Source organism: Kiloniellales bacterium (assembly GCA_030064845.1).
In the GTDB taxonomy this organism is placed as follows: Bacteria; Pseudomonadota; Alphaproteobacteria; order Kiloniellales; family JAKSDN01; genus JASJEC01.
Genome location: JASJEC010000020.1, coordinates 1 through 23,965 on the forward strand (window position 1 = coordinate 1; position 23,965 = coordinate 23,965).

A 23,965-nucleotide genomic window follows, 5' to 3' on the forward strand; every position below is an offset into this window, starting at 1 on the left:
CGGGGCTTCGAGGTCATCGTCGGCGGCGGGCAGGGACGTACGCCCGTGATCGGCGAGACGATCCGCGAGTTCCTGCCGAAGCGGGACCTGCTCAGCTACCTGGAGGCGATCCTGAGGGTCTACAACCAGGTCGGCCGCCGCGACAACATCTATAAGGCGCGGATCAAGATCCTGGTGCAGCAGACCGGGGTCGAGGCGTTCGCCCGTCTGGTCGAGGAGGAGTGGGCGGAGATCCGGGACGGCGCCCTCCAGTTGCCGCGCGAGGAGATCGCGCGGATCGAGAGGTATTTCGCGCCGCCCGCCTTCGAGGCCCTGCCGGCGGTGGACAGCGGCTTCGCGGAACGGCGTCTGGCCGACCGCGACTTCGCCCGCTTTGTGCGCAGCAACCTCTTCGCCCACAAGCAGCCGGGCTACGCCATCGTCAACGTTTCGCTCAAGCCCGAAGGCGGCGTGCCGGGCGACGCCACGGCGGCGCAGATGGAGCAGCTCGCCGATCTCGCCGAACGCTACAGCCACGACGAGATCCGGGTCAGCCACGAGCAGAACCTCGTGCTGCCCCACGTCAGGCAGAGCGAGGTCTACGCGCTCTGGCTCGGTCTCAAGGAAGCCGGGCTGGCGAGCGCCAATATCGGCCTGGTCTCCGACATCATCGCCTGCCCGGGCCTCGACTACTGCAACCTGGCCAACGCCCGCTCGATCCCCGTCGCCCAGCGGATCTCGACCCGCTTCGCCGACATCCAGCGGCAGCACGACGTGGGCGAGCTGAAGATCAAGATCTCCGGCTGCATCAACGCCTGCGGCCATCACCACGTCGGCCACATCGGCATCCTCGGCGTCGATAAGAAGGGCGAGGAGTTCTACCAGGTGACCCTGGGCGGCAGCGCCGACCAGAACACGGTGCTCGGCGATATCGTCGGGCCTGCCTTTTCCTACGACCAGGTGGCCGACGCGGTGGAGACCATCGTCGACACCTATGTCGCAACGCGCCAGGACGGCGAGACCTTCAACCAGACCTACCGGCGGGTCGGCCTGAAACCTTTCAAGGAGAAGCTCTATGCCGCTCATTAAGAACGACGAGATCGTGGAGGATCGCTGGGTATCCTTGAACGACGAGGCGGACGTGCCGCCCGTCTCCGAGCGGTTGGGGGTCATTGTCAGCCTGGAGCGCTGGCTGGCCGAGGGCGAGAGCCTGGCCGGGCGCGGCGTGCCGCTCGGCATCCGCCTGCGCAGCGACCAGGCGCCCTCCTCGATCGCCGAGGATCTTGACCGCTTCGATCTCGTGGCGCTGGAGTTCCCCGCCTTCAAGGACGGCCGGGCCTATTCCTACGCCCGCCTGCTGCGCGAGCGCTACGCCTTCACCGGCGAGATCCGTGCCGTGGGCCAGGTGCTGCGCGACCAGTCGGCCTTCATGAAGCGCTGCGGCTTCGACGCCTTCGAGGTGGCGGACGAGACGGCCGCGGCGGCCTGGCGCGCGGCGGCCGGGGAGATCTCGGTGCGCTATCAGCCGGCCAGCGACCGCCGCAGCTGGGCGTCGTTGCAGCGCCACGGCTCCGGCGCCCTCGCCGAGCGCGAGGTCGAGCCCTGCTCCGCCCACTGGGCCTACTGAGCCGGTTTCGGCCGACCTACAACTCCGGGCCGAAGCGGGCGATCGCGATTGCCCACTTGGCGGCATTGTTTGCGCCGAATACCAGGAACTCGTCCCACTCGGCGACGTACCAGCTGCCGCGCTCGATCTCGGCCTCGAGCTGGCCCGGCGCCCAGCCGGCGTAGCCGAGGGTCAGGACCAGGTGGCGCGGCCTTTCCGCGCCGGTCAGGCTCTCGATCGTCTCGCGCCGGTTGCTGAAGGCGACGCCGTTGCCGAGGTCGACGCTGCCCGCCAGCTTCACCTCGCTGCTGTAGAGGAGGAAGGCCCGCTTCGGTTCGACGGGTCCGCCATAATGCACCTTGATCGGCGCCGCCGATTCGCTCTCGCCACCGGCCAGCTTCTCGCTTGCCGATCCGCCGAGCAGGCGCGCCAGCGGCAGCTCGCCCATCGGCTCGTTGACCACCAGGCCGAAGGCGCCGGACTCGTCGTGGGCGACCAGGTAGATCACCGTCTGCTCGAAGTTGCTGTCTCCCAGTTCCGGCGTCGCGATCAGGAGGTGGCCGGTCAGGTCCTCGGCCTGCGCGCGGATCGGGAGCGCCAGGACGAGGAGCGTCGCCAAGACGGCGAGCAGGGCACGGAGGTAAAGCGTCACGGTCTTGCTCATCGTGATCGAGCCAGCGAAAACGAATACTAGCAGAACCGGGCGCCGCTTTCACGAGTGGGCGCGCCGGCGCGGCTGTGCTAAGGATTGCCCGATGACCAGACTCTCGCCGCTCGCCGCCGGGCTCTTTCTCGCGCTGCTTCTCGCGGGCTGCGCCAACCAGCCCTTTCCGGTCGCGCCCTCTTCCGATGCGCGTGAGGCCCTGCCGCCCGAGGCCTCGCAAGAGATCGTGCTGGGCACCTTCGACTATGATCCCCGGCCGCGGGCGGTCGCCGTCTGCTACGGCTCGTTGTTCAACCGGCCAAAGCAGGTGATGGCCGAGGCCCAGCGGCTCTGCCCGAACGGCGGGCGCCTGGAGAGGGTCGGTCAGGACGCATTCTGGAACGGCTGCGCGCTCATGCTGCCGATCCGCGCCAGCTTCGTCTGCTTCCCCGGTCCGGAACCCGAGCGCGCGGGACTACCGGCAACAAGCCCCGAGTAGACCGGAGGCGGCGCGCGGTTAGGGACCCACGCCCTTCTTGCCTCAGGAGGAACCGCCCTGCGGGTCGCCGATGCTCGTGCCAGATCTCTCAGGCAGGGCAGGGAGCAGAGTAGTCATAACGGGCTCGGAGGTCTGGAGCCTGCACCGAAGCGGACAGACCGGCGTCATGGCGGGCATGGCAAGGTGCAGCCATGAGCCGACATTGTGCCGAATCCGGCGCGATCGAAAGGAAGCGTAAGGACCCGAGACCTAGACTGCCGCCGAAAACTAGCGGCCCTTGGGTCCGCGAAGTGCAAACGCTTCGCGAGTATGAGTTCCATGGACACGTCTCCGGTCGAAACGATAACCAGACTCAAGGCGACCTTTGGGTGCCACACTGGAACTCCTTTGCCGGTTTCTCAGGTGCGGTCGGCTGTGGCCCAGTTAGGCTTGGGCCCGGAGTTTGAAGAGCTCTATTCGGTCGCGAACGGACTCGGTCTCGATTGGTTCGTCGTGCTGCCGATCTATGACCCGTCCAACCCGAAGACCACATGGGACAGTCTTCAGCGGGCTAACGATCAGGACCACTCCAAGCATCAGATCGCTGAGATGGGTTTCCTGGACCGCTTCACGATCTTCGCGGAGATAGGCGGGGGCGCCTTTGCAGCCTGTGAGAGGTCTGATGGCTCCATATGGTACGAAGAGGATGGAGAACTGCATCAGACCGATCTGTCTCTTTGGACGTTCATCGAGACGTGTCTTTGGGAAGTCGCTGATCTTTCTTGAGGGAACGCCGCGCATATGGCCTTCGGAGCCCCCGCCAGCCCGCAGTGCCGAGCGGGCAGCCGGGGCGGCGGGTTTGGGCCTCCATGGCGGCTCCAGCATTGTGCACGCATATCCGATGGTAGGCGGCTGTTCGCCTAAGGCCAAAATGACCGCATCGGGTCAATTCTCCCCGTCGCCAATCGCCGCGATGCAGGTCCGAGAACGGGGGTATACCCGTCGTCGACGGCTCTTAGGTCTGGGGCTAGGGCCAAAGCGGACACGCCAACGCCGTGACCGGCACGGCAAGGAATAGCCACAAGGCGACATTTTTCGGCAAGCCTGTTAGTGTCTACTGATCAACCGGAACATGGGCGGCGAGATGAGCAAACCGAGCATTAAAGCTGCTGATTTCCGCGAAATTGGTTGGACGCTTTGGGACCCAATAGCTCTTAAGGAGGCCGACGGAAATCCTCCCAAAAATGCAGAGGACGAGTATGACACCTACTTATTGCATGCTGCCGGGATGTTGATAAACGGGAAGGGTGTGGCTGCAGCTAGAGATTATCTAGCTAAAATCGAAGCGGATTACATGGGCTTGGGCGATGCTAACTTGGCTGCAATACAAGAAACAGTACGCGCAATCCAAAGAAGACTTGTTGAATTAGGCTACAAGGACGATTAAGTCGCCTTCGGGTCAGATTTCCCCGTCGCCGACCATCGCGGTTCACGTCCGAGATCGGGGGCAGAGCGGTCGTCAGCGGCTCTCAGGTCTGGACCCGGTGCCAAACCGGACGTGCCGCCGCCGGGGCAGGCACGGCGAGGTGTAGCCATTAGCCGACATGGCGCCGAAGCCGGCGCAATCGAAAGGAAGCGTAAGGACCCGCGCCCTAGACTGAAGCCGGATCTCGGGGGCCGAGCGCCCGTGGAACGGAGCCGAGGCGGCGGCGTGACAGACGACTTCTTTTTCGCCGACTACTACCTGGCATCGACGGAATCGGCCGATCTGGACGAGCCGCGGTGCTGCACCCTGGTCAAGCGGGTCCGGATCGGCGAGAGGGACGACTGCGCGCTGGTCAGGCTCAACCGGCCGATGACCGGACCAAAGCGCTGGTTCGGGAACCAGGGCATCGACCTGGTTCTGCTGCAGGCGCGCCACGGGGGAGAGACGCTCTTTCCAATCTCCAGTTGGCCCCTCTTCGTGCACGTGGCGACGTCGAGGGTTCCCAACCCGGAGGCGCGGGACGCCTTCGAGGTCGAAGAGGTTTTCGCCCTGGCCTGGGCGGAACTCTACGAGACCTATGCCCACGCCAGGCATAAGATCCCTTGAGCGGCGATGAAGCGCCTCGAGGGAAAAGAGTCCGACCGCGTTGTCCGGGCATTCCGGCGGCTCGGTTCGAAGACGAATCCCAACCTTCCTGAAGCCTTCGATCCGGCCCTGATGAAGAGGATGGTCTTCTTCAACCGAACGACGCAGATCGAGCGAATGGAAGAGATCCATCGGTTCTCGGGCGAGGTGATCGCGCTGGCGGGGATCGAAGCGCCGGCAACCCTCGGCGTCCTTGAGTTCGAGCCCTGGCCGCACGGAAACGGCTGGGAGCCCTACGAGACGCTGACGCGGCAGCTTCGGCAGAGCCCCCTCTTCAGGCCGCCCTCGGTGATTGATTTCGGCGACGGGGAAACGGACCAGCTGCACGGGTCTCTGGGCATCCTCAATCTGTTCTCACGGGCTTTCTTCGTCTTCTGGAACGAAGAGGAGAACGTTTATGGGCAGTGGCATTCGGGAGACTGCTATCTCCTGGCGCGGTCCGAGATCGAACACCGCAAATGGTTCAAGAAGCTCTCGGAGGAACCGTTCCGCAGCCTTCAATAACGAAGGCATGGGGCCGCCCGCGTCTGCCTGACCGCCGCGGACCGACAAGGAAAGAGTGAGATATGAACTGTCCCAGCAATGACAGGATTTTGAGAGCTGGAAGTGCCGCGCCATGATCTACATGAGAGTCAGATGGATCCACCAGGACCAGGACGATCCAGTGGAAATCTATAGCGAGTTAAGTGATGCGCGATGGGAGTTGAGGAAAATCGAAATCTTCAGAGATGGTAGGTACGGATACGCCAGCGAAGAAGGCTCCCTAGACTCGATGGGGCTATCGCTGGAAGAGATCCCGTCGCTAGAGGAGATTGCTCGCGACCCTGAATTCGAGCCCGAAACGATAACTAAGAAGCAGTTCGAAAGCATGTGGGTCAAGGCACTGGAGAGCAAGAAACCCAAGTGAGGGAGAAGATGCGGGGGCAGCAAGAAGCGCGTAGTCCTCTACCCACTTCCTTGGTCGGCTGTGTGGCCGAGCCCTTCTTCGAATGCTTCCAGTCAGTCGCGGACCGCCCAATCCGCCCCTGTTCCTCTAGCCAGCACCGGATTGAGACGAAAGGGTAAGAAAACGATGATCGCAACTCTCAAGCGTTTTCTGGAATGATCACGACGGCAGAAGAATTCTACAGGTTGCGTAGCAGCGATGATCCGAATGAGTATCGTCGCGCAGCCCATGAAGAGGCCAGCGAGGAAGTCTGGCTGGAAGTGATTCAAAAATATCCGGAGATGAAAGTCTGGGTGGTCCACAACAAGAAAGTGCCATTGAGCATACTACGCATCCTGTCGGATGACACGGATGCGGAAGTTCGAAGTTGGGTTGCGGGGAAGAGGAAACTCGATGCTGCCTTGCTGGAAAAGCTGTCTCGCGACCCCGAGGAGTCGGTCCGGCGAAAGGTCGCCATCCATGGGAATACGCCTGCCAGGGTTCTGGAATCGCTTTGCAGAGATGAGAGTGAATTTGTCAGTGAAGCCGCACGGCAGAGTCTGAAGGAAGCTGGAAAAGAGACGGAACGGCTCGACCGATTTGGATCGCCGCATAGCTGTTAACCTCCATCACCAGCCACCCAGTCGTTTGTTAAACCAAAGGGCAGCTTCGGGTCATAAGTTGCCTTGGATCAATCATCTTCGCGATGTCCGCTCTCGGGAGCAAGGCGGTCACCATCCACTCACCGGGATGCACCAAGAACGGACGCACGACTACAAACCGGCAATGAAGAAGACCGAACACGAAGGGCCGGCCTAGGACGCGCCACTTTGGGCCGTAGCCAAGGCCAAAGCTTCGCCGGCCGCTGAGAAGCCGTCCCGGGAAGCCCTGGGACAAGGATGCCGACGCCGCAAAACGGCGGAAGATTTTGCGCCAGCCATAACAGCCGTTACAGCCAAATGGGCCTGTGATGCCGAGATCAGCTCGCGCCGGCTCCTCGGACGGGGCCCGGCGGACCACCGTGTTGGCGCCGTCCTGCACGTGGTCGGGGCGTTAGTCGGCTTCGGCCCGGCCCAGCCATTCGTCCCGGACGTCGGCATCGCTTTCTCGCTCGAGATGCTCCCGCCGCGCCGCCGCGAAGTCCTCGGCCGTCGCTAGCCGCGACAAGGCCCAGACCGCCATGGCGCGGACCAGGGGGGAGGGGTCGTCCAGGTGCCGGCTTGCGACCGGCGCCAGCTCCGCCCGGCCGCTGTTGCCCAGGGCGATCAGCACGTTGCGCAGGAAGCGGTCGCGGCCGAGGCGCTCGATCGGCGAACCCGAAAAGAGCTGGCGGAAGGCCGCCTCGTCGAGCGCCGCGAGATCGGCCAGGCGCGGCGCGGTCAGCTCGGCGCGCGGCAGGAAAGCGCTCTCGCCGGCGGTCCGGGCGAACTTGTTCCAGGGACAGACCGCCAGGCAGTCGTCGCAGCCGTAGATCCGGTTGCCCAGGGCGGCGCGGAACTCGGGCGCGATGTGGCCCTTGTGCTCGATCGTCAGGTAGGAGATGCAGCGCCGGGCGTCGAGCCGGTAGGGCGCCGGAAAAGCGGCGGTCGGGCAGGCGTCGAGGCATTGCCGGCAGGAGCCGCAGTGGTCGGCCTCGGCCTCGTCGGGCGCCAGGTCCAGGCTGCAGTAGACCTCGCCGAGGAAGAGCCAGGAGCCGAAGTCGCGCGAGACCAGGTTGGTGTGCTTGCCCTGCCAGCCGAGCCCGGCGCGCTGGGCCAGAGGCTTCTCCATGACCGGCGCGGTGTCGACGAAGACCTTGACCTCGCAGTCGAGGTTCTCGGTCATCCAGTGGCCGAGCGCCTTCAGCTTCTTCTTGTGGACGTCGTGGTAGTCGCGGCCCCGGGCGTAGACCGAGATGCTGCCGCGCTCGGGCGCACTTAGAAGACCGAGCGGGTCGCCGGCCGGCCCGTAGTCGAGGCCGAGCGCCACGACGCTGCGCGCCCCGGGCCAGAGGGTCTTGGGGTCGCCGCGCCGGGCCAGGCGGCCGGGCTCGGCCAGCCAGCCCATGTCGCCGTGGTAGCCCCGGGCGACGAAGCCGGCCAGGTCCGCGCGCACGGCCGCGCCGAGCGCGGCCGGCGCGAAGCCGACGGCGTCGAAGCCGAGAGAAAGCGCCCGGTCGCGGATCAGCGCTTTCGGGTCTCTCTCGCTATCGGCCCCGCCGTTCCGCATTCGCCACCCCTCCGAGGTCGCCGCCGATCATAGGGCTGCGTTGGGAGGTCTTCAAACTTGCCCGAGTCCGGGCCCGGCCCCATCCTGGCGCTCTGTCCCCTGCACTCGGAGGAGCCGCCATGACCGCGCCGATCTTTCACATGCTGGCCGCCGCCGCCTCGCCGGTCGCGCCCTACAGCCACGCCGTCGAGGCCGAGGGCTGGGTCTTCCTGACCGGGCAGATTCCCAACGACCCGGCCGACGACTCCCGGCCCCTGCCCGAGGGCATCGAGGCACAGACCGAGCGGGTCATGGAGAACCTGAAGATCGTGCTGGCGGAGCTCGGCCTCTCGTTGGCCGACGTGGTCGCCGGCCGGGTCTTCCTGACTCATTTCCAGCGCGACTATGAGGCGATGAATCGGGTCTACGCCTCTTACTTCCCAGGCGACCGCCGGCCGGCGCGGACCTGCATCGGGGTGACCGGCCTGGCCCGCGACGCCCTGGTCGAGATCGATTTTGTCGCCCGGCGGCCATGAGGCGGCCCAGGTCAGCTCTCTCCAGGCGACTGGTCCAATTCATCGTCCGCGGATAAGCTGACACTGGCTCCACCCCCCAAGCTTGGAGGCCGCCATGGCCGACCCCGCACCGCTGACCATCCGCCTGCACGAGACCGACAACGTCGTGGTGGCGCGCGCCGACATTCTGCCGGGGACCGAAATCCCGGGAGAAGGGGTGACCGCCGGCGCGTCGGTGTCGGCCGGTCACAAGATCGCGACCCGGCCGGTCGCCGAGGGCGAAGCCCTGCGCAAATACGGCCAGATCATCGGCTTCGCCAAGGAAGCGCTCGAGCCCGGCGCGCACGTACACACCCACAACATGGAGTTCCGCACCTTCGAGCGCGACACCGCGGCCTGCTCGGACCGGCGGCCGACCGCCTTCTTCAACGAGGCGGAGCGCTCGACCTTCCAGGGCTTCCGCAGGCCCGACGGGCGGGTCGGCACGCGGAACTACCTGGGCGTCCTGACCACCGTGAACTGCTCGGCAACGGTCGCGCGCTGCATTGCCCGCGCCTTCGACCAAGAGAGGCTCGAAGATTTTCCCAACGTCGACGGCGTGGTGGCGCTGGTTCACGGCACCGGCTGCGGCATGGCCGGCGACGGCGAGGGCTACGCCAACCTGCAGCGCACGCTCTGGGGCTTCGCCCGCCATCCGAACTTCGGCGGCGTGCTGCTGGCCGGACTCGGCTGCGAGGTCAACCAGATCGACTTCCTGCTGGAAGCCTACGGGATCGAGCGCGGGCCGCGCTTCCGGACCATGACGATCCAGGACGCCGGCGGCACCCGCCGCGCGGTCGAGAAGGGCGTTGCCGTGCTCGAGGAGATGCTGCCGGCGGTCGACGCGGTGGAGCGGCAGACCGTGCCGGCCAGCGAGATCACCCTGGCGCTGCAGTGCGGCGGCTCCGATGCCTACTCGGGTATCACGGCCAATCCCTCGCTGGGGGCGGCGGTCGACCTCCTGGTGCGCCACGGCGGCACGGCGATCCTCAGCGAGACGCCGGAGATCTACGGCGCCGAGCACCTGCTGACCCGGCGCGCGGTCTCGGAGGAGGTGGCCGACAAGCTGATCGAACGGATCCGCTGGTGGGAGGACTACACCGCCCGGAACGGCGGCAAGATGGACAACAACCCGAGCCCCGGCAACAAGGCGGGCGGTCTGACCACGATCCTGGAGAAGTCCCTGGGCGCGGCGGCCAAGGGGGGCACGACCAACCTCTGCGGCGTCTACCGCTATGGCGAGCCGATCGACGCCAAGGGCTTCGTCTTCATGGACTCGCCGGGCTACGACCCCTGCTCGATCACCGGCCAAGTGGCGAGCGGCGCCAACATCGTCTGCTTCACCACCGGCCGGGGCTCGGTCTACGGCTGCAAGCCGTCGCCCAGCCTGAAGCTGGCGACCAACAGCGCGATGTACCGTCGCATGGACGAGGACATGGACATCGACTGCGGCGTCGTGCTGGACGAGGGCGTGCCGATCGGCGAGATGGGCGAGCAGATCTTCGCGCGCATCCTGGAAGTCGCCTCCGGCAGTCCGACCAACAGCGAGGTGCTCGGCTTCGGCGAGGACGAGTTCGTGCCCTGGCAGATCGGCGCGGTGATGTGATCCCGACCGTTTGAGGTGGGCATGGGCGCCACCAGGGCGGACAGCAGAACAGGTCCGCCTGCGGCCGGCGAGGTCATGCCGTCAGCGCCCGTCGTTGAGCGCCCAGTCGTAGGCGTAGCCATCGATCGACCCCCGGTCGGACAGGGCCTGCTTCAGCTCCGGGTCGGCATAGCGCCCGAGATGGGCCAGGACCGCGTCCTCCGAGCCGCCGAAATCGCCCTCGAACCAGGCGTAGATGCTCGAGACGACGAGCTCGCCGTCCTCGAGGCGGACGCCGCGCGGGTTGTTGATGTAGCTGCGCGCCGCCTGATCGAGCCGGGCCTCCAGGGACGCTCCTTCGTAGGCCGTGGCGTCCAGGTTGGGACAGCCAACGGACGCGCAGTTGAGCACGTAGTGGACGCGCGGATCCTGCCACAGCGGGCGCAGAATGCGGCTCTCGATGTCGTTGAGGGTCAGGGTCTCGCCCTCGACCCCGACCAGGGGGCGGTCCCAGGGGCCGGGCGAGAGGAGGCCGTCGTTGATGTCCCGGATCGAGTCGACCGGATAGTTCTCCAGCACGGTGCGGACGGTCACCGCGTTGTAGAGATTGACCCAGTAGGCGAACTGTTCGGGCCGGTTGTGGGCGCTGATCTCGATCGCCTCGAGGGAAGCGATGTAGGCGTCCAGCGCGGCCCTGTCGCCCGGGGTGACCTCGTCATAGGCGATCCGGTTCAGCCCGCTCTCGTCGGTGCTCACATGGCGCCCGAGAAAATCGTCCCAGTGGCTGTGATCGATCTTGCCGGTCGCCCTGGCGTCGTGCGCCTCCCAGCGCGGCCAGGGGTCCGAGTCGGGAACGAAGTTCGCCTCGACCCTGGCCTGGGAACAGGCCCCGAGCGCGAGGGCCGCGGCGAGGCCTCCGATCGCTGAGGCGGCGCGCCGCCGATTCCCCCAAAGCATCGCAAGTTCCTCTTCACATGTTGATCGCTTCCCGGTCGCGCGGCATCGGTGCTGGTCCGGCGGCCGGCAGTCGCCATCTACCCAAGAACCGCCGGACGGGCGGACACCGACCGCAGAGATGGGGGCGGGCGCGGCGCCGGTTCAACGCCGATCCCCGGCCGCTCACGGGATTGTAAGGAGATGTCATGAGATGAGCCGGCAGAAGATCCGCGCGATCGACCGCGCCGCCGTCGAGGCCTGCTCGCGGGCCTCGTTGTGCAACCTGCTGTTCGGGCGCCTGGTCGGCCGCAATCTGAGGCGCCCCTGGACGGCGGCCGTCACGCCCATGAAACTGCGGTCCGATGCCTGACGCCGCCCCTGTCGCCGAGCCCCGGCCGCGCCCGGACCAAACGCCGCAGCTGCTGGAAGAAATCGTCGTGGCCGAGCTGGTCGCAAGCTGGCGGCAGGACTTCGGCATCGACGTCGCGGATCATTTTGACGGCCTCGCGGCGTTGAGGCTGTGCCGCGATCCGGAGACCGGCCACGCCTACTTCGATCCGCCGGTCGCCGGCTCGGCGTCCTTCTACCGGCGTCTGCGCTCGTTCCCCTGGTACCACCCCGAGAACAAGGCCGAGCATCGCTTGGCGGCCAGGTTGATCGGGCCGGGCGAACGGGTGCTCGAGATCGGGGCCGGGGACGGCGCTTTCGCCGAGCGTCTGGACGACGCGGCTTACCAGGGGCTGGAATTCGACCTCGCCTGCGTCCGGCGGGCGCAGGCCCGGGGCCGCAACGTGAGCGGCCGGGATCTGGCCGGCCTGGCCGACGATGTCGCGGCGGGACGTCGGCCGCCCTATACAGTCCTGGCGGCTTTCCAGGTTCTCGAACACTTCGCCGAGCCGGACACTTTCATGGCCGATGGGCTGCGCTGCCTGGCGCCGGGTGGCCAGGTGATCCTGGGGCTCCCGGACGTCGACAGCTACCTGGGCGACCTGCCCGATTTCGTGCTCAACGCGCCGCCGCATCACCTTACCTGGTGGAACGAGCCGGCCGTCGCCGCGCTGCTCCGGCGGCACGGGCTGGAGAACCCGGCGTTCTACCGGCCCGCGGTCGAGCCCTGGGAACGGCGGCTATGGTGGATGGCGCGGGCGGCCCGTGCGCTCGGCCGCCGTGGCGGCGCGCGCTTCGGTGCGGGCCTTCGAGGACGGAAGGCCTGCTCCTGGCTGGCGTCGGGTCTGCTGCAGGCGATTCCACTCCCGGCTGCGGCGCGGGGGGCTACTCTGGTGGCGACCGCGGGGGTCGCGGCTTAGCTTGCTTCAGGCCGGCTGGGCGGCCGCCTGGTCCATCAGCGGGTAAAGGTGCTGGTGCTCCCGCTGGATGCAGCGGTCGAGCACGGCGAAGACGCCGCCCGCCTCGCGCAGAAAGCGGTAAGGCTGGCACAGCACGACGTCGCGGTCTTCCCAGCGGGTGGCGAAGCTTGCGACCTGCTTCGAGAGTTCGCCGAGCTCCTGGCGCAGTTCTCGCGCCAGCACGGCGACCTCGTCCGTCGAGCCGCGGACCAGGTTCTGGTAGAGCAGCTCCTCCTCGCCGACCAGATGGATCGCGATCTTGTCCTGCAAGGCGGCCAGGAGGAACAGGATCTCGTCGATCTGCGCGGACAGGGGACCCTCGTCCAGCTTGGCCGAAATCCTGCCGACCAGGTGGAGGATGTCCTCCTGCTGTTTGCGAAACACGGCTGTTCTGTTCATATCCAAGCACTGCCTTGAGGGCTGTGTGAGGCGATGGCGGCAATTATGCTGTCTGGCGTTATAGTTGTCATGAAGCAATTTTGTGTCGCGTGAAATGAAATTGTAAAAGTATCAAATAAATAGGCGTGTTTCTTGTTTAGTTCTAAAGAAACAGACTTGCTCAATCAATAACGCTCGAATTTTTCATTCTTTATCCGGAGATTTGTCGGGGTTTTTACTAAAGTTCGGGCAGATCGCCCTCGGCCAATTCCTGGTGGAACCGGGCCACGAAGCTGTCCAGCTGCTCCCTTTCGATGGCCTGGCGCAGCCCCTCCATGATCGACTGGTAGTAGCTCAGGTTGTGGGTGGTCAGGAGAATGGGCCCCAGCATCTCGCCGGCCCTGAAGAGGTGATGAATGTAGGCGCGGCTGTAGTGGCGGCAGGCCGGGCAGGGACATTCTGGATCGATCGGCCGGGGGTCGTCCTGATGGCGGGCGTTCTTCATGTTGATCTCGCCGCGCCGGGTGAAGCCCTGGCCGGTCCGGCCCGAGCGCGTCGGCAGCACGCAATCGAACATGTCGATGCCGCGCCGCACCGCCTCGACGATGTCGGCCGGCCGGCCGACGCCCATCAGGTAGCGCGGCTTGACGCCGGGCAGCCAGGGCAGGGTGGTCTCCAGCACGCCCAGCATGGTCTGCCGGCCTTCCCCGACCGCCAGGCCGCCGACCGCGTAGCCGTCGAAGCCGATCGCCTGGAGGCCCTCGGCCGACTCGTGGCGCAGGTCCTCGAAGGTGCTGCCCTGGACGATGCCGAAGAGGGCGTAGCCCGGGCGCTCCCGAAAGGCCGCCCGGCAGCGCTCGGCCCAGGCCAGCGAGCGTCGCATCGAGCGGGCGGCCTCCTCGGCCGTCGCCGGAAAGGGCGTGCACTCGTCCAGGACCATAGTGATGTCGGCGTCGAGCTGGTCCTGGATCTCGACTGCCCGCTCCGGCGTGAGCTCGTGCTTGCTGCCGTCGATGTGGGACTGGAAGGTGACGCCCTTGTCGGTGATCTCGCGCAATTGGGAAAGCGACATGACCTGGAAGCCGCCGGAATCGGTCAGGATCGGCCCCCGCCAGTTGATGAAACGGTGCAGCCCGCCGAGCCGCGCCACCCGGTCGGCGCCGGGGCGCAGCATGAGGTGATAGGTATTGCCGAGGATGATCTCGGCGCCGGTCGCCCGGACCTGCTCCGGTAGCAGGCCCTTGACCGTACCCACGGTGCCGACCGGCATGAAGGCCGGGGTCTCGAAACTGCCATGGGCCGTCGTGATCCTGCCGCGGCGCGCCACGCCGTCCTGGGCCAGCACTTCCAGGCCGAAGGGCCCGCCCCGCGGGCTCGGCGCTGCCGCCGGCGCCGCCCCGGGCGCCGCTCTCGCCGGAGACCTGACCGCCGTCGCCGAGCCTGGCGCCGCCCCGACGGCCTTCTCGGGCGCCCTCCGGTGCAGCAGGCAGGCGTCGCCGAAGGAGTAGAAGCGGTAGCCCGCCGCCTTGGCGCGCTCGTAGGCGCCGCGCATCCGCTCGACCCCGGAGAAGGCCGACACCAGCATGAACAAGGTGGACCGTGGCAGATGGAAGTTGGTGATCAGCAGGTCGACCACCTTGAAACGGTAGCCCGGCAGGATGAAGAGCCCCGTCTCGCCCTCGAAGGGCCGCAACCGGCCGTTCTCGTCGGCTGCGCTCTCGAGCAGCCGCAGGCTGGTCGTGCCGACCGCGACGACGCGCCCACCGGCGCGCCGGGCGAGCTCGATGGCCTCGGCCGTCTCGGCTGTGATGCGGCCTGCCTCGGTGTGGATCGGATGCTGCTCGGCGAACTCGGTCTTGACCGGGAGAAAGGTGCCGGCGCCGACGTGCAGCGTCACCCGGCGGCGCTCGATGCCGGCCTCGTCGAGCCGGGTCAGCAGCTCGTCGGTGAAATGCAGCCCGGCGGTCGGCGCCGCCACCGCGCCGTCCTCGGCGGCGTAGACCGTCTGGTAGTCGTCTCGGTCGCGCGGGTCCGGGCCCTCGTCGCGCCGGATATAGGGGGGCAGCGGCATGGCGCCGTGCTGGTCCAGGGCGTCGCGGAAGGCGGTCGGCGCCGAGGCGAAGACCAGCACCACCTCACCCTCGGCGCGCTTCTCGGCGACCTTGGCCGAGAAATCCGGGGCGAAGGTGATCCAGTCGCCCGGCTTGAGCCGCTTTGCCGGCCGGGCGAAGGCCCGCCAGCGGCGGCGGCCGATCGACTTGTGCAGCGTCACCTCGACCGTGACCTCGCCGCGCCGGCCAGTTAATCGGGTCGGGAGAACCCTGGTGTCGTTGAACACCATCACGTCGCCCGGAGAGAGCAGGTCGGGCAGGTCGCGGAAGACGCGGTCGTTCAGGCCGTCGGCCGTGACCTCCAGGAGACGGGAGGAATCGCGTGGCGTGGCGGGATGCTGGGCGATGAACTCCCGCGGCAGCTCGAAGTCGAAGTCGTCGGTGCGCATAGGGCGTGGTGTAGCATCGTCGGGACCGTCGGCCCAGACGCCAAAACCCTTCTCGGGACCGCGGGCCCGGCGCGCCGTGTGAGCCGGGTTCAGGCGGTCGCGGGCTCTTCCTTGCGGGTGTCGTGACGGATGCCCACGCCGATGCGGGTCTCGGTGACGTGGGAAAGCATGTGAAAGGGCCGGTCCTTGAGGCCGGCAAAGCCAGGTGCGCGCATCAGGACCAGGCCGCCCGCCGGCATCGGCAGTTCGCGCGGGTTCCGGCCGCTGCGATCCGGACAGAGAAAGAACCTCGCCCGCCCGCACAGGGTCACCAGGGCGACCAGGCCGGTATAGCAGATGTGGTCGCGGTGCGGCGTGATGCCCTGGCAGCCCGGCGCGTAGCGCTGGACGATCAGGTCGTTGAAACGGGGCGCCTCGGGCAGGAGACCGGCCGTGCGGTCCAGGGCGGCCGCCGTCAGCCGCTCCAGCGCCTCAGCCAGCCGGTGAAAGACGTCTCCCGGCTGGAACGCCACGGTGAGCTCGAAATCCTGAACGACGCGCTTCTCGCCCTCGCCGATCACCGGTGTGGCGCGGCGGTAGGGCAGGGCCTCGGCGGCGTCGAGCAGGCCGGCGCGGTCCTCCGGCCGCAGCAGAGGCAGGCTGACCGCGTCCTCCAGGATCAGGCGGTTGAGCGCAGCGGCGAGGTCGTCGGAGCCGATCTCGAAGCGGTCCGGTCCCACAATGCGGCTCACTCGGACACCCGAGCCTGGGCGTTGGAAGGGCGGAGGAGGCACGCCGGAAAAGCGGCCGTCGGCCACCTCGATACCTTTCGCGCCATGGGGGCAAGCTCGCCGTAAGCTAGTGAATCGCTTTGCTTACCGACTTTACCAGATCGAAAACGCGCTTGCGAATCCTGGGGTTGGGGATGTTGTAGTAGCAGCGGATCAGGTCCAGCGTTTCCTTTTCCGCCATCAGATCGTGGGACATCACCACGGCTTCCTCCCGGGCCGCGGGTGCCGAGCTCGGCAACTCGCTCTCGTCCAGTTCGGAGAAGAAGTAGCCGACCGGCACGTTGAGGACCCGGGCGAGATCGTGCAGCCGGCTCGCGACGATCCGGTTGGTGCCCCGCTCGTACTTCTGGATTTGCTGAAAAGTGATCCCGATGGACTTCGCCAGACGCTCCTGGCTGAGACCGACGGCGAGGCGTCTGAGACGCAGGCGGCCGCCCACATGAACATCGATCGGGTGCGGCGTGGAGGGCGCATCGGCTTCACGCTGCATGACAACCCTTGATCGTTTCGCCATTTTTCTGTAACACTGCCGCAATAACAATCTAGATATTTAGGACTAATCCTGAAAATTGCAGAAGTCAATTAAATTTGCAACCCACCAAAGGCATCGCCGCCGCCGCCACGCCCTTCGAGAGGCCATCGCTTCCAACCGCTTGAAACGGCGTGACATGCAGAAGGGGGCCCGGTGCTTGCCCGCCGGGCCCCTTTTTCGTGAGCCTGCCAGAGAGCATATCCGATGGGCCCGCTATCGCCTCGCTCAAGAAAACAGGCGCAGCGGGACCGCTTTTCGCCCGGGGCTCAAGTTGCAGGCCGCGTAGACGATCGACTCGGCGTCGATCCCGAAGTGGGCGTAGAGGTCGCCGATCTGACCGGTCTGGCCAAAATGTTCGACTCCGAGCGGCACCGTCACGTGCCCGGCGACCGCGCCGAGCCAGGCCAGCGTGGCCGGGTGGCCGTCGATCACCGTGACGATCCGGCAGTGGGCGGGCAGGGGGGCGAACAGACGCTCGACGTGACTGGCGGCACTCTCGTGCCCGCGCCGCCGGGCCCGCTGCGCCGCCGTCCACCCAGCGTTGAGCCGGTCCGCCGAGGTCACGGCCAGCACCCCGACGTCGCGCCGGAGCTCCGCGATGCGCCCGGCCGCGGCGATCGCTTCGGGGGCGACGCAGCCTTGATAGGCGATCACCACGTCGCAGTTCGGTCCGGGCTCCTTCCACCAGTAGGCGCCGTCGATCGCGCCCTGGCGAAAGCTGTCGTCGCGCCGCTGCCCGGGCTGCTCCAGGCTGCGCGTGCTCAGGCGGAGATAGACCGACCCGCCGGTCTCGTCGCGCAGCCAGGTCCGCTCGTCGGGGTCGCCCTCGCCGTCGCGCTGCAGGTAGTCGAAGGCCCATTCGAGGATCACCGACAGCTCGTCGAGGTAGGCCGGTTCGAAGGCGGCGAGACCGTCCTGGCTCATGCCGATCAGCGGCGCGCCGATCGATTGGTGCGCACCGCCCTCGGGGGCCAGGGTCACGCCGGAGGGCGTGCCCGCGATCAGGAAGCGCGCGTCCTGGTAGCAGGCGTAGTTGAGGGCGTCGAGACCGCGCGCGACGAAGGGGTCGTAGACCGTCCCGATCGGGATCAGACGCTCACCGAACAGCGAGTGGGAAAGGCCGGCGGCGCCGAGCAGCAGGAAGAGGTTCATCTCGGCGATGCCGAGCTCCAGGTGCTGGCCCGATCCGGCGAAGCGCCACTTCTGCGCCGAAGGAATCCGCTCTTCGCGGAAGGTGTCGGCGAGCTCGTCGCGGGCGAAGAGGCCGCGCCGGTTGACCCAGGCGCCGAGGTTGGTCGAGACGGTCACGTCGGGCGACGTCGTGACCGTGCGGTCGGCCAGCGCGCAGTCCGACTTGGCGAGCTGGTCCAGGAGCTTGCCGAAGCCCGCCTGGGTCGAGAGCTCCCGGTCCCCGGGCGCCTCGAAGGGCGGCACCGGGATCCGGTCGGCTGTGTAGCGCCGGGGCCCGGCGGCGAAGAACGGCACCGCGCCCAGGAAGCGCCGAAGGGCGGCCGGATCCTCGACGCCGGCGTAGGGCTCCCACTCCCGGCCTTCGGGCACCCCCATGGCGGCCCGGAAGGCGTCCATCTGCGCCGGGTTCATGATCCCGGCGTGGTTGTCCTTGTGGCCCGCGAGCGGCGTGCCCCAGCCCTTGATGGTGTAGGCCAGGAAGGCGATCGGGCGGTCGTGGTCCACCGCGTCGAACGCAGCCGCCAGGGTCTCGAGGCACTGTCCGCCCAAGTTGGTCATGAGGCGGGCGAGCTCGTCGTCGGTGCGCCGGTCGAGCAGGGCGGTGACCGCGCCCTGGTCGCCGATCTCGTCCATCAGGCGCTTGCGCCAGGCGGCACCGCCCTGAAAGGTCAGCGCCGAATAGAGCTGGTTGGGGCAGCGGTCGATCCAGTCGCGCAGCTTCCCGCCGCCCGGCTCGTCGAACGCCGCCCGCTGCAGGGCGCCGTACTTGAGCCGCACGACCTCCCAGCCGAAGGCGCCGAAGATCGCCTCGATGCGCTTCCAGAGGCCCTCGCGGACCACGCCGTCCAGGCTCTGGCGGTTGTAGTCGATGATCCACCAGGTGTTGCGCAGCTCGTTCTTCCAGCCCTCGTGCAGGCACTCGTAGACGTTGCCTTCGTCCAGCTCGGCGTCGCCGACCAGGGCGATCATCCGCCCCAGGGGGCGCGCGGCGCTCCACGGCTTGGCGGCCAGATAGTCCTGCACCATCGACGCGAAGGCGGTGATCGCCACGCCGAGGCCGACCGAGCCGGTCGAGAAATCCACGTCGTCGACGTCCTTGGTGCGGCTCGGATAGGACTGGGCGCCGCCGTAGCCGCGGAAGTTCTCCAGGTTCTCCCGGGTCTGATTGCCCATGAGGTATTGGATAGCGTGGAACACCGGCGAGGCGTGGGGCTTGACCGCCACCCGGTCCTCGGGGCGCAGGGTGCGGAAATAGAGCGCCGTCATGATCGAGACCATCGACGCGCAGGATGCCTGGTGGCCGCCGACCTTGAGCCCGTCGACCTTTTCCCGCAGGTGGTTGGCGTTGTGGATCGTCCAGCAGGCCAGCCACAGGAGCCGCCGCTCGATCTCCTTCAGATGCCGCAGTTCCTCGTCGCGCATGGTTCCCAGCCCAAACTTTCGCCGCCGTTCGGCCGGTACTCTAGCGGTCGTCGGCGGGCGCGCCAACGAAACCCGGCCTCTCCTGGCGGCATTGACCGGGTTGCTTGGCTAGTCTTCAATCGCGGCCTTGTTCTCGCGAGGGGAAAGCCAGCATGGAAGCCGCGCTGCTCGACGCCAGGGGCCTGAAGTGCCCGCTGCCGGTGCTGAAGGCCCGGCGGGCGATGAAGACCGTCGAAGCCGGCGGGCTGCTCGAAGTCCGGGCGACGGATCCCGACTCGGTGAAGGACTTCACCGCCTTCTGCGAGACCACGGGGCACGAGCTGGTCGAGTCGCGCGAGGAGGACGGCGTCTTCGTCTTCCATATTCGCAAGGCGGGGTGATCCCTCCGGGCGCGGTTACTCGCCCGGCAAGGTCAGCGGCCGTGTTTCCCGTTCCTGGGCGGCCCTGACCCGGCGCTCCAGCGGCCCGACCAGGACGGTCAGCAGGGGCGGGATGATCAGCAGCGTCAGCACGGCGGAGAGCGACAGGCCGCCGACCACGACAGAGCCCAGGCCGCGGTAGAGCTCCGAGCCGGCGCCGGGGAACAGCACCAGGGGCAGCATGCCGAAGACCGAGGTCAGGGTCGACATGAAGATCGGCCGGATGCGGTTGCGCGTCGCCTCCTTGATCGCCTCCTCGGGCGACATGTGGTCGACGCGGACGTGGTGGATCGTCTGGTGCACCAGCAGGATTGCGTTGTTGACCACGATGCCGATCAGGATCACGAAGCCGAGCAGGGTCAGCATGTCGAGCGGCTGGAAGGTCGTGAGATTGAGCAGCGCCAGGCCGGCGACGCCGCCCGCGGCGGCGAGCGGGACCGAGAGCATGATGATCAGAGGGTAGATGAAGCTCTCGAACAGGACGGCCATGACCAGATAGACGATCGCCAGCGCCAGGAGGAGCTCGATCACCATGGCGTCCCAGGTCTGCAGCAGCTTGTCCGCCGTGCCCGAGAGGCCGAGGCGGATGCCCGGCGGCAGCCCTTCCTCGCGCAGGGGCTGAATGACCTCTTCCTGCAGCCGGTCGATCGCCGCCTCGAGCGCAATGCCAGGAGCCGGACGGATTTCAAGGGTGACCGTGCGGAAGCGCTCCCGGTGGCGGATCTCGGTCGGTCCGGCGGTCAGGACGACGTCGGCCAGGGACGAGACCGGGATGATGTTGCCCGCGCTGGTGACGACCGGCAGGCTGGCGATGCCCTGGGTTTCGGTCACGTTGTCATCCGGCCCCTTGAGCATCAGGTCCAGGCGGTCGTTACCGACGGTCACCTCGGCGACCCGCAGCCCGTCGTTGAAGGTATCGACGGTTTCGGCCAGCTCGCGTGCGCTCACGCCGTTGTCGGCCAGGCGCAGGCGGTGGGGGATCACCCGGACCTCCGGCGCGCCCAGCTCCAGGCCCGGCTTCGGCCGGAACTGGTTGCCTTGTTCCAAGGGCATGGCCTGGAGCACCTTGCCGGCGGCGCGGCCCGCGACCTGCAGGATAGTCTCCAGATCCGGTCCCGAGATATCCAGATCGACCTTCCGGCCGCCGCCGATGCCGCGGCCGAAGATCGACGGCTGGTTGATGAAGCCGAAGGTGCCGGGCTCCCGAAAAACCGGTTCGCTCATGACCGGAATCAGCTCGCCCGCCCGCTGCGGTTCGACGGAAATCGCGCCCAGGAAGGTGCTGCTGCGTGAAGCGACGAAAAAGAAGCGCTCGATCTTGGGCGGTCCGCCAGGTTCGGCCTCCGGTCCGGAGACGGTCCTCCAGAGGGGTTTGATCTCCTCCTCGATCCCCTCGGCGATCTCGGTCATGGTGTCCAGGTTGTAGCCCGGTGGCGGGATGATCACGCCGAACACCAGGTTGCGGTTGCCTTCGGGCAGGTATTCGAGCTCGGGCAGGAAGCGCCAGGTGCCGGCGACCGCGACCACCGTCACCGCCGAGACCACCAGGATCGGCAGTGTGCGGGTGCGCAGCATGGCGTTGACGAAGGCCATGACCGCAGCCGAAAAGCCGGAAGCCAGGTGGTCGATGCCCGGCAGCCGGATCTTTTGGATCTTGGTCTCCCCTCCTGCTCCGCTGCCGAGCAGGTAGCGTGACAGCGCAGGAATCACGGTGATCGACACGATCAGCGACAGGACCACGCTGACCGAGATCGCGACCGCGATGTCGCGGAACATCTGACCGACCTCCAGCTCCATCACCAGGATCGGAATGAAGACCATCACCGTGGTCAGCGCCGAGACCAGGACCGCGCCCCACACCTGGCTGGCGCCCTTGTAGGCGGCTTCGCGGGCCGAGAGGCCCTTTTCGCGCAAGCGGAAGATGTTCTCGAGCACCACGATCGCCGCATCCACGACCATGCCGACGGCGAAGGCAAGGCCGGCGAGCGAAATGACGTTGATCGAGCGGCCGAGGGCCGCCATCGCCACGAAGGCGCCGATCACCGAGACCGGAATTGCGATCGAGATGACCAGCGTGGCGCGGGGGGAGCGGAGAAAGAGCAACAGGATGATCGCCGCCAGGGTGCCGCCGACCCAGATGTTCTGGCGCACCAGCTCGATCGCCGAGTTGATATAGACGGTTTCCTTATAGACCTGCTTCAAGGTCAGGTTCTGAGCCGGCACCGCAGCCTGGTTTAGCTCATCGACTGCCTCGGCGATGCCCTCCATGATCTCGATCACGTTGGCGCCGGTTTCGCGCTTGGCGTTGAAGGCGATGGCCGGTTCGCCCAGGATGCGGATGTTCGAGACCGGATCGCGGTAGCCGAAGCGCACCTCGGCGATGTCGCCGACCACAACGCGGGCAACCCGCCCGCTTGCCATATCCTCTTCCGAGCGGAGGACGACCTGGCGGACCGATTCGAGCGTGTTCAGTTCGCCCTCGACGCGGGTCACGTAGTTGCGCTTGCCTTCCTCCACGTTGCCGGCCGAGAGCGAGGTGTTGGCCTGGCGCAGGGCGCCGACCACGTCGCTGACCGTCATGCGGTAGCGGGCCAGCAGCTCCGGCTGGACGATGATCTGGATCTCGCGCTTGCTATCGCCGAATACGTCGACCCTGCTGACGCCCGGGACCCGTTCAATGCGGTCCTTGACCACGTCGCGCACGAAATCGCCGTATTCGTGGATCGGCCGCTCGTTGCCCTCGGCCCGGCGGATGATGAACCAGGAGATGGCGTTGTCTTCGCTGCCCGCCGTATCCAGGGTCGGCTCGTTGGCCTCGTCGGGGTAGCCGCTGACCCGGTCCAGTCGGTTGGACACCAGCAGCAGCGCGCGGTCCATGTTGGTTCCGACGGAGAACTCCAGGGTCAACTTGGCGCGGCCCTGCTGCGATTCCGAGGTGATCTCCTCCATGCCCTCGAGGCCGGCCATCTCCTCTTCCTGGAGGTTGACGATCTCGCGTTCGATCTCCGCGGGCGCCGCGCCGGGCCAGGTCGTGGTTACAGTGATGACCGGACGGTTCACGTCCGGGGCCAGCTGGATCGGGATTGTCTGGAGAGCCACCAGGCCGAACATCACGACCATCAGGACTGCCGCGATCACCGCCACGGGACGCTCGATCGCGATCTTGATGATGTTCATTAGGAGGCCTCGTCCACCAGGATCTTGGCCCCGGGCCGAAGCCGCTCGTTGCCGCGCACCACAACCCGGTCGCCTTCGGCCAAGCCGTCCAGCACCTCGAACCGGATCCCCGTCGGCTCACCCAGGGTCACCTGGCGCATTTCGGCGGTGTCGCCCTGGACCAGATAGACCAGGCTGTTCGCGCCGCGCTTGATCACGGCGTCCTTGTGTACCGTGAGAACGTCGCGCGGCTGGCCGACCGGCACGTAGACCGTCACGCTCTGGCGCGCGGCCAGGGGACGCTGGGTCTCACCGATCTTGGGCACGAAGCGTACGGCCCGTGTCCGCGTCATGGGGTTCTCTTCCGGCACCAGCGCCCGCACCGTCGCGCTGTGAGCAGTACCGTCGTCGAGCAGGATGCCGATCTCGGTCCCGGGCGCCAGACCGTCCAAGCGCTGAAAGGGAACGTCCGCCTCGACTTCCAGCGACTTGTCGGCGACCAGCATGACGACAGGGTCGCCGGTCTGCACGTAGGCCCCGGCCTCCGTCATGCGCCGGGTGATCACCCCGCCGTAGGGCGCCTTGATCCGGGCACGGGCGAGATTGATGTCCTCGACCTCCAGATCGACCCGCGCCGAGGAGACGTCGGCGCGCGCTTCGTCCGCGCGGGCCTGGGCAATCACCACGCTCTGGTTAGCGTCATCGTAGCGGGCCTGGTTGAAGGCGGCCGACTTGCGCAGGCCTTCCAGGCGGTCGAGTTCCTGGCGCGCCAGCTTCAGCTCGGCCGCCGCCGTGACCAGCTCGGCCTGGGTCTTCTCCAGCCGTGCCGCGGCGAGGTCGCGCCGGGCCTGGAGCAGCGAGGGATTGAGCGCAGCGATGATCTGGCCCGGCTCTACCCGGTCGCCGACCTCGACGAAGAACGCCTCGATCGGGCCGTTGATACGGGCCGACACCTCGCCCGCCTGCGTGGCGACCAGGCGCCCGAGCACGGGCACCTTCTCCGCCAGGGGCTCTATGCGGACCTCGTCGACGCGGACCAGCGTTTCCTGGTTCTGGGCTCGCGCCGGGACCGCCGCAACGCATGCGGTCACGCAGATCAGCAAGGCGCGTAGGCCAGTTTTCCTCATAATCGGGGTTTTCTTTCAAATTTTCCGCGCTTTTTCGACAAAGCGGGCGGACATAGAGAGACCCTATCTGGAGAATCCTACGTAATTTACCAGTCCTGGA

Annotated in this window: 24 protein-coding genes and 1 pseudogene; 14 read left to right on the plus strand and 11 right to left on the minus strand. The window is 67.0% G+C overall.

The genetic code is table 11. The annotated features are described in order from the left end of the window. A partial coding sequence (locus tag QNJ67_09765) for a nitrite/sulfite reductase (GenBank protein ID MDJ0609251.1) occupies positions 1-1,068 on the plus strand: 1,068 nt, incomplete at its 5' end. Next, positions 1,055-1,606: a DUF934 domain-containing protein gene (locus tag QNJ67_09770; GenBank protein ID MDJ0609252.1), complete on the plus strand. Its 552-nt coding sequence runs from the start codon at positions 1,055-1,057 to the stop codon at positions 1,604-1,606. The genes QNJ67_09765 and QNJ67_09770, both read left to right, overlap by 14 nt. Before the next feature lie 16 nt (positions 1,607-1,622). On the opposite strand, the gene QNJ67_09775 is transcribed toward QNJ67_09770, so the two are convergent. Then, positions 1,623-2,237 (minus strand): YqgE/AlgH family protein, encoded by a 615-nt coding sequence (locus QNJ67_09775; GenBank protein ID MDJ0609253.1) that lies wholly within the window; start codon positions 2,235-2,237, stop codon positions 1,623-1,625. Positions 2,238-2,340: 103 nt separating this feature from the next. On the opposite strand from QNJ67_09775, the gene QNJ67_09780 reads away from it, so the two are divergent. From QNJ67_09780 to QNJ67_09810, 7 genes are all read left to right on the plus strand, one after another. Continuing rightward, complete coding sequence (locus QNJ67_09780; protein MDJ0609254.1) at positions 2,341-2,727, plus strand: hypothetical protein; 387 nt, start codon at positions 2,341-2,343, stop codon at positions 2,725-2,727. Between the two features lie 318 nt (positions 2,728-3,045). Beyond that, positions 3,046-3,492, plus strand: a complete 447-nt coding sequence (locus tag QNJ67_09785) for a hypothetical protein (protein MDJ0609255.1) — start codon at positions 3,046-3,048, stop codon at positions 3,490-3,492. 358 nt (positions 3,493-3,850) lie between these two features. Then, positions 3,851-4,153: a hypothetical protein gene (locus QNJ67_09790; protein ID MDJ0609256.1), complete on the plus strand. Its 303-nt coding sequence runs from the start codon at positions 3,851-3,853 to the stop codon at positions 4,151-4,153. Positions 4,154-4,393: 240 nt separating this feature from the next. Further along, the gene (locus tag QNJ67_09795; protein ID MDJ0609257.1) at positions 4,394-4,798 is read left to right on the plus strand and encodes a hypothetical protein; all 405 of its coding nucleotides are present in this window, start codon (positions 4,394-4,396) and stop codon (positions 4,796-4,798) included. 6 nt (positions 4,799-4,804) lie between these two features. After that, positions 4,805-5,341 carry a hypothetical protein gene (locus QNJ67_09800; GenBank protein MDJ0609258.1) on the plus strand — a complete coding sequence of 179 codons (537 nt, stop codon included), beginning with the start codon at positions 4,805-4,807 and terminating at the stop codon, positions 5,339-5,341. 112 nt (positions 5,342-5,453) lie between these two features. Then, complete coding sequence (locus tag QNJ67_09805; GenBank protein ID MDJ0609259.1) at positions 5,454-5,744, plus strand: hypothetical protein; 291 nt, start codon at positions 5,454-5,456, stop codon at positions 5,742-5,744. 194 nt (positions 5,745-5,938) lie between these two features. Beyond that, positions 5,939-6,385, plus strand: coding sequence for a hypothetical protein (locus tag QNJ67_09810; GenBank protein MDJ0609260.1), 447 nt, complete (start codon positions 5,939-5,941; stop codon positions 6,383-6,385). 430 nt (positions 6,386-6,815) lie between these two features. Here the strand turns inward: QNJ67_09810 and queG are convergent, their stop codons facing one another. Then, a complete protein-coding gene (gene queG / locus QNJ67_09815) occupies positions 6,816-7,970 on the minus strand; it encodes a tRNA epoxyqueuosine(34) reductase QueG (GenBank protein MDJ0609261.1) in 1,155 nt (384 codons plus the stop codon). 119 nt (positions 7,971-8,089) lie between these two features. Between queG and QNJ67_09820 the strand changes: the two genes are divergently transcribed. Next, positions 8,090-8,485: a RidA family protein gene (locus tag QNJ67_09820; protein ID MDJ0609262.1), complete on the plus strand. Its 396-nt coding sequence runs from the start codon at positions 8,090-8,092 to the stop codon at positions 8,483-8,485. 94 nt (positions 8,486-8,579) lie between these two features. Continuing rightward, positions 8,580-10,109, plus strand: a complete 1,530-nt coding sequence (locus tag QNJ67_09825) for an altronate dehydratase family protein (GenBank protein ID MDJ0609263.1) — start codon at positions 8,580-8,582, stop codon at positions 10,107-10,109. An 81-nt stretch (positions 10,110-10,190) separates the two neighbouring features. On the opposite strand, the gene QNJ67_09830 is transcribed toward QNJ67_09825, so the two are convergent. Beyond that, on the minus strand, positions 10,191-11,045 hold the full coding sequence (locus tag QNJ67_09830; GenBank protein ID MDJ0609264.1) for a DUF547 domain-containing protein: 855 nt from the start codon (positions 11,043-11,045) through the stop codon (positions 10,191-10,193). Positions 11,046-11,235: 190 nt separating this feature from the next. Here QNJ67_09830 and QNJ67_09835 point away from each other — a divergent pair, with 190 nt between their 5' ends. Both QNJ67_09835 and QNJ67_09840 read left to right on the plus strand, forming a co-directional pair. Further along, positions 11,236-11,394, plus strand: a complete 159-nt coding sequence (locus QNJ67_09835) for a hypothetical protein (protein MDJ0609265.1) — start codon at positions 11,236-11,238, stop codon at positions 11,392-11,394. Further along, positions 11,387-12,331 carry a class I SAM-dependent methyltransferase gene (locus tag QNJ67_09840; GenBank protein MDJ0609266.1) on the plus strand — a complete coding sequence of 315 codons (945 nt, stop codon included), beginning with the start codon at positions 11,387-11,389 and terminating at the stop codon, positions 12,329-12,331. Before QNJ67_09835 ends, QNJ67_09840 begins: the two co-directional genes overlap by 8 nt. 6 nt (positions 12,332-12,337) lie before the next feature. Here QNJ67_09840 and QNJ67_09845 read toward each other — a convergent pair whose 3' ends face one another. The 6 genes and pseudogenes from QNJ67_09845 to QNJ67_09870 form a co-directional block, all read right to left on the minus strand. Further along, entirely contained in the window at positions 12,338-12,769 is a 432-nt protein-coding gene (locus tag QNJ67_09845) for a hemerythrin domain-containing protein (protein MDJ0609267.1), read from the minus strand. A 217-nt stretch (positions 12,770-12,986) separates the two neighbouring features. Next, entirely contained in the window at positions 12,987-14,099 is a 1,113-nt protein-coding gene (gene tgt, locus QNJ67_09850; protein MDJ0609268.1) for a tRNA guanosine(34) transglycosylase Tgt, read from the minus strand. A 129-nt stretch (positions 14,100-14,228) separates the two neighbouring features. Then, a pseudogene (gene queA / locus QNJ67_09855) lies at positions 14,229-15,248 on the minus strand (tRNA preQ1(34) S-adenosylmethionine ribosyltransferase-isomerase QueA). Positions 15,249-15,337: 89 nt separating this feature from the next. Next, the gene (locus QNJ67_09860) at positions 15,338-15,979 is read right to left on the minus strand and encodes a hypothetical protein (protein ID MDJ0609269.1); all 642 of its coding nucleotides are present in this window, start codon (positions 15,977-15,979) and stop codon (positions 15,338-15,340) included. Between the two features lie 106 nt (positions 15,980-16,085). Next, a complete protein-coding gene (locus QNJ67_09865; protein MDJ0609270.1) occupies positions 16,086-16,508 on the minus strand; it encodes a helix-turn-helix transcriptional regulator in 423 nt (140 codons plus the stop codon). A 267-nt stretch (positions 16,509-16,775) separates the two neighbouring features. Continuing rightward, positions 16,776-19,163: a transketolase gene (locus tag QNJ67_09870; protein MDJ0609271.1), complete on the minus strand. Its 2,388-nt coding sequence runs from the start codon at positions 19,161-19,163 to the stop codon at positions 16,776-16,778. A 152-nt stretch (positions 19,164-19,315) separates the two neighbouring features. Here QNJ67_09870 and QNJ67_09875 point away from each other — a divergent pair, with 152 nt between their 5' ends. Beyond that, positions 19,316-19,543, plus strand: coding sequence for a sulfurtransferase TusA family protein (locus QNJ67_09875; GenBank protein MDJ0609272.1), 228 nt, complete (start codon positions 19,316-19,318; stop codon positions 19,541-19,543). 15 nt (positions 19,544-19,558) lie between these two features. Here QNJ67_09875 and QNJ67_09880 read toward each other — a convergent pair whose 3' ends face one another. Together QNJ67_09880 and QNJ67_09885 are read right to left on the minus strand one after the other, a co-directional pair. Continuing rightward, complete coding sequence (locus QNJ67_09880; GenBank protein MDJ0609273.1) at positions 19,559-22,759, minus strand: efflux RND transporter permease subunit; 3,201 nt, start codon at positions 22,757-22,759, stop codon at positions 19,559-19,561. Next, positions 22,759-23,865, minus strand: a complete 1,107-nt coding sequence (locus tag QNJ67_09885; GenBank protein ID MDJ0609274.1) for an efflux RND transporter periplasmic adaptor subunit — start codon at positions 23,863-23,865, stop codon at positions 22,759-22,761. The genes QNJ67_09880 and QNJ67_09885 overlap by 1 nt, the downstream gene beginning before the upstream one ends. Between the last annotated feature and the right edge of the window lie 100 nt (positions 23,866-23,965).